Source organism: Pantoea stewartii subsp. stewartii (assembly GCF_008801695.1).
GTDB lineage: Bacteria > Pseudomonadota > Gammaproteobacteria > Enterobacterales > Enterobacteriaceae > Pantoea > Pantoea stewartii.
In genome coordinates, this window is the sequence record NZ_VZPF01000143.1 from 1 (window position 1) to 5,182 (window position 5,182).

At 43.9% G+C, this 5,182-nt stretch carries 6 protein-coding genes and 3 pseudogenes; 7 read left to right on the forward strand and 2 right to left on the reverse strand.

Going from position 1 to position 5,182, the window contains the following annotated elements:
• A pseudogene (locus tag F7Q90_RS24540) lies at nt 1-149 on the forward strand (IS630 family transposase); the annotation flags it as partial.
• Between the two features lie 23 nt (nt 150-172).
• Nucleotides 173-406, forward strand: a pseudogene (locus F7Q90_RS24545) (transposase); the annotation flags it as partial.
• 269 nt (nt 407-675) lie between these two features.
• Here F7Q90_RS24545 and F7Q90_RS24550 read toward each other — a convergent pair.
• Nucleotides 676-966 carry a hypothetical protein gene (locus tag F7Q90_RS24550; protein ID WP_006122243.1) on the reverse strand — a complete coding sequence of 97 codons (291 nt, stop codon included), beginning with the start codon at nt 964-966 and terminating at the stop codon, nt 676-678.
• Between the two features lie 52 nt (nt 967-1,018).
• On the reverse strand, nt 1,019-1,705 hold the full coding sequence (locus F7Q90_RS24555; protein WP_044243359.1) for a ParA family protein: 687 nt from the start codon (nt 1,703-1,705) through the stop codon (nt 1,019-1,021).
• A gap of 1,153 nt (nt 1,706-2,858) precedes the next feature.
• On the opposite strand from F7Q90_RS24555, the gene F7Q90_RS24560 reads away from it, so the two are divergent.
• The 5 genes and pseudogenes from F7Q90_RS24560 to F7Q90_RS24580 all read left to right on the forward strand — a co-directional run.
• The gene (locus tag F7Q90_RS24560; protein ID WP_006122241.1) at nt 2,859-3,062 is read left to right on the forward strand and encodes a type II toxin-antitoxin system VapB family antitoxin; all 204 of its coding nucleotides are present in this window, start codon (nt 2,859-2,861) and stop codon (nt 3,060-3,062) included.
• The gene (locus tag F7Q90_RS24565) at nt 3,062-3,439 is read left to right on the forward strand and encodes a type II toxin-antitoxin system VapC family toxin (protein ID WP_006122240.1); all 378 of its coding nucleotides are present in this window, start codon (nt 3,062-3,064) and stop codon (nt 3,437-3,439) included. Before F7Q90_RS24560 ends, F7Q90_RS24565 begins: the two co-directional genes overlap by 1 nt.
• 402 nt (nt 3,440-3,841) lie before the next feature.
• On the forward strand, nt 3,842-4,162 hold the full coding sequence (locus tag F7Q90_RS24570; protein ID WP_006122239.1) for a type II toxin-antitoxin system RelE/ParE family toxin: 321 nt from the start codon (nt 3,842-3,844) through the stop codon (nt 4,160-4,162).
• Entirely contained in the window at nt 4,155-4,439 is a 285-nt protein-coding gene (locus F7Q90_RS24575) for a helix-turn-helix domain-containing protein (protein ID WP_044243356.1), read from the forward strand. Before F7Q90_RS24570 ends, F7Q90_RS24575 begins: the two co-directional genes overlap by 8 nt.
• Before the next feature lie 416 nt (nt 4,440-4,855).
• Nucleotides 4,856-5,056: pseudogene (locus F7Q90_RS24580) on the forward strand (J domain-containing protein); the annotation flags it as partial.
• Between the last annotated feature and the right edge of the window lie 126 nt (nt 5,057-5,182).

Below are 5,182 nucleotides of genomic sequence, written 5' to 3' on the forward strand. Positions count from 1 at the left end.
ATGTCGAACGGTTGTGGCAGGCGCTTCATGAGACAATAACCCGAAATCACCAGTGCAGTTCAATGTGGCAACTGTTGAAAAAGGTCCATCACTTTATGAATACCGTCAGCCCATTCCCCGGGGGAAAACATGGGCTGGCTAAAGTGTAGCGGTATTAGGATCAGTTATTTAGATAGGGCTGGCAGAAAACTGTGATGTGGCAGTGATGAAGAATATGGCCAAAACCATCCACAAGAGATTATACGGAATCCTGAACGCGATGCGATATCGGGTCTCAAACGGTAATGCCGAAGCGCTGAACAGCAAGATCAGGCTGCTGAGGATAAAAGCAAGAGGCTATCGAAGCCGGGAGCGTTTTAAGCTGGCCGTCATGTTTCACTATGGAAAGCTGAATATGGCGTTCTGAATGGTCTCCCACCATGATCGGTGAAAACCCTAAAAAACCAGCATTGTTCATCTCATCCCGAGATGATTTGTGTCGAAAATTGCTTAACGTGAGTTTTCGTTCCACTGAGCGTCAGACCCCTAAAGCTATATTCAGTATCGGCTGGCACCTCCATGCCGCTTTGCGGCATTCAAAAAACTGGCTGCGCACTGCTCGCCAGATGGAGATGCCAGATCGTAATAATGCATAGGAATACATTAAATGTGTTATTTTAATACATTTAATGTACATTATTTTTTATCGAAAGCCCCATCACGTGCAAGTTTCTCTCTAAACGCCTCCAGAATATAAGGGGTCATGAGCAGGCTGGTAATGTTGCTACTTTTCAGTTGTTCATATGCCTGCCAGAGATCTTCAGGGATTTGCAGGTTTTTGGGTTTACGGCCTACCTTAACTTTCTTCTGTTGTTCTTTTACTGATTCAACATTTTGGCTTGTTGCTGTTTTCGATGTGCTCTCCTGCAAAGGAGCATTTTTAGAAACATTAGCCAGACGTGAAAACATGTCTTTTTTAGATGTCATTTAAATACCTTTTTTGTATTAAATATGTACATGTACTATACTATTAAAGTATTTATTTTGTCTGCTTTAATGCTGTGCGGATATCAAGAAAAAGTGAGCGCATCGCATTACCTACTCTACCGTGCCTGGTCGTTATGTGTTCGACCACACCCAGCCCTTCGCCAAATTTTGCGGGAACCGCTTTGTCGAGAGGGATAGCCGTATCCAGACGAACCAGATTGTTAAATTGGCTGAGGTAATTATCGATATCTTTAAAATTTGTCCGGGAGGGATGAACCTTGTTTAGTAATACATGGGCGGTTTTGTCCACCCCCATCTCTGTTGATATTTCCTCAAGAACCACGCTGAACTCCTGCAAGCCCAATATGTCAGAAGGGTCATCATTAACCGGCGACAGAATCAAATCAGCGGCGGCCACTGCTGTACGTGTTAGTGCTGAATCGAAGCCTCCGCAGTCAATCAGAACACTTTTCCCCTGTTCCTTTGCTTCAAGTAAGTCACTTATGAATTGATCAACACTACCACCTGATTTAGATGTCAGTCGTATAACGTTCCAGCGTTTTTGTTCATCCCTGAACTGATTAAACGTACTTACTGCTGGCGTGTCATCGGTATCATAAAAGTTATCAGGCTGGATCTCAGGGGCAATATTCATGCTGATAGTTGATTTCCCTGCACCGCCTTTCTTAATTGCAACTGCAATTATTTTTCCTGCGTATGGATTTTGTTCTTTTTTCATATCAAAAAAATCCTCATTAAGTGTTTTTTGTGTACATTATGAGTACATAATAAATGTTTTAATGAGGCGCTGCAATTAAAATACCAAAACAATACTAAAAATGTACATTTTTAGTATTGTTTATGAGTGATTAAGGTAGATAAATGGTTTGTATCTATCGTAAGGTTGACGCCACAGCCAGTTATGAAATCCTCCGAAAGCACCTATGTAAATTCTTCGGAGTTCCGGTGGTATACTGTTAGAGTCCTTTAGTGATACCGGTCTGGTTAGGTGTAGCGGCTCGCAATCGAAAACAGTCGGACTCGCAATCAGCGCAAATTTTGGCTCACAATAACTGCAACTGAAATCGGGCGTGGACTCACAATAACTGCAAATGGACTCGCATTTATCGCCGCTGGCTCGCAATCAAAATTTCTGGACTCACGCTAAGTGAAAATGAAAATTTGCCCTTTTACCCATGTTGGCCGTCCAGTTCGGGTCTACCCAAAACAGACAGGCCGATGAGACAGTAACGCCGCCTCATAAGGGTTTGAACCAGATTTACGAGACGATCAGCATTCGACATTTAGAACCAAATGAGACGTTTTTCTCATTTGCAGTTATTGTGAGCCAGCCAAAATGGATTGCGATTCCGTCTGGCTGATTGCGAGCCGATTATCACTTAATGTGAGCCAGAAGCATTTTTCATTTGCACTTAATCCGAGCTGAAAAACGGGATTATTGCGAGTCGGTGAAGTTTCGATTGCGAGCCGTTACAGTTAGGGTTGATGTCATGTAGATAAACAGTACCTGTAGCGACGCACAATGATGATCGGCCCGACGCGCAATAAATACCCCTTTTCAGACCACATTGCGTGAGAATGAAAAACCGTTTCAAATCACTTTATCTGAGAATCAAATCACATTAGCTGATTCTGAACCACATTACTGATTCGCTCACGCACCCTCCCTGAGAATAACCAAACCACCAGAAAAACGGACGGTTTTCTGATAGTTACAGATCGGTACCGTTTCTATCTGAATCATCGCAAGAAAACTCATTGTGGAAATCAACGCAAGATTGCCATATGCCATTTATCTTTTCTTGCTGGTTGCGATGATGCTTTTTTTGATGCAAAATAACATCAATATGTAAGTCTAACGAGGTGATATTATGAGAACGACAGTCACAATTGATGATGTGCTGTATGCGCAGGCGCTGGAAATGGCCGATCCCGGTATGGATAAGGCTGACATTTTCCGTGAAGCAGTGAAAACATTTGTTCGGGTGCAGGCAGCAAAAAGACTGGCTTCGCTCGGTGGTTCATCACCTGAAATGCAGATGGTTCCTCGCCGCCGCGAGGAGCCATCCGCATAATGACTATTTTGGTTGATACGTCTGTCTGGGTTGACCATTTCAGAAACAGAAATGACGGGTTGATTCAGTTGCTTAGTGGGGATCAGGTTCTGATTCACCCGATGATACTGGCAGAGATAGCCTGTGGAACCCCACCGGCTCCAAGACTGCGAACGCTTGGCGATCTGGGGCTGTTACCACAGTGCCATCAGGCTAATATTACCGAAGTTATGACGTTTATTGAAAATGAAAAGCTGTACGGGCTTGGATGTGGACTGGTTGATATTACGTTACTGGCATCGACCCTGATAACACCAGGAGCGAAGCTCTGGACGCTGGATAAACGACTTGAGAGGCTGGCTAAACGTCTTAATGTGAGTTATCAGCCCGTTCATTGACAGAATTTAAACCACTCTGTAAACCGCCAGAAAACAGCCCTGTTTTTTGGCGGTCTGCGTATTCTCAGGGAGGGTGCGTGAGCGAATCAGTAATGTGGTTCAGAATCAGCTAATGTGATTTGATTCTCAGATAAAGTGATTTGAAACGGTTTTTCATTCTCACGCAATGTGATTCAGAAAAGGGCATTTATTGCGCGTCGGGACGATCATCATTGCGCGTCGCTACAAGTACCGGATTCTGCCAGTTCGGTATAGGGATACTTATATCGAACCATAAATTCGTAGGCGAACCAAGTTAATCCTTCGGGTTAGTAAAAAGTTATCATGTTAAATCACAGTGATAATTAGCCCTTGCGCTAACTTAGCTTTTGGGCTAATATGTGTGTGATAGGAGGGAACACTATGTTCACCGTAATTTTTCATGATGAAGCTGAATCCGAGTTGTCAGATTTACCCGCACCACTCAGGGCAAAGATGGTGAGACAATTAAAAAAGCTAGAGCATAACCCGCAACAACTTCGGGAACCGGACACCAAACCTATTGGTGATGGCCTTTTTGAGGTAAGAGCAAAAGCCGGTGACATAGCACGGGGATTATGGGTTTACCAGGTAGGGAAAAAAATTTACTTGCTGAGGTTTTTTATCAAAAAAACGCCCAAAACGCCCCCGGAAGAAATTGCCCTGGCGTGGGCGAGGCTGGAGGAGATGAAAAAAGATGGCTAAAAATTCTAAGACATTGTCTCAGATTCATGACGAGTTTATGCGTGATCCCGCGTACAGGGTTGCTTATGAAGCTGAATTAGAACAGGAGCGACTCCAGGAGACGCTTACTACCTGGAGAAAGAACGCTGGCTTAACGTCCGCGCAAGTGGCAGAACGGATGGGAATAAAACCCCCGACAGTTAGCAGGATGGAAAAAAATGCCACTAAGATGAGTTATGAAACATTACGCCGATACGCTAATGCATGTGGTGTTCATTTCCGACTACAGGTGATTTAGTGTGAGTGTAATAAAAGCCAGCGAAAAACGCTGGCTTTTATTATTCAAACAAAAATTTAGCCTGAGCGCGTCCCGTTCCCAGTTAAACATAGGTTCACTTCCGCTTCCTCGCTCACTAACTCGCTACGCTCGGCCGTTCGGCTGCGGCGAGCGGTGTATGCTCTATCGGAATGAGCATCTTACATGCCCCGTGTAATGACAATGCAGACTGGCAGAACGACAAGAACAAGCTCAAAGCGGGCTGAGGGCTGGCTAGTTAAGGCATTACGGTATTTTCATACTGTAATCACCACGTATTAACGTTGAACACGGGGGTAATTAATAGTTGATATACCATCATTTGATGGTATGATGAATTTGTTGGTAGGGAATAGTTCCCTACCTTTTCCAGTAGCCCAAACGGGCGGGAGAAAAATATGAATATTCAGGAAGCATTAAACGTTTTTGGCTTATCAGGTGAATTAACGGAGATGGATATCAAGGCTGCATATAAAAAATCGGCTTTGAAATATCATCCAGATCGTAATCCATTAGGTGCTGAACTGATGAAGGCTGTAAATACAGCTTTTGATTTTCTGATGGCAAATATTGATAAAATCAACTCGTTTCAAAGTACGTAAGCGTCACATTTAAACCGTCTGTGCAGCGGGCTCCGGTTCCGGGAAAATAGTGTCCATCATTTTTTAATGGACACTATCGCGTGAAACACCGGACATGGCTCCTTGAGGCGCTTCGCCTCCATT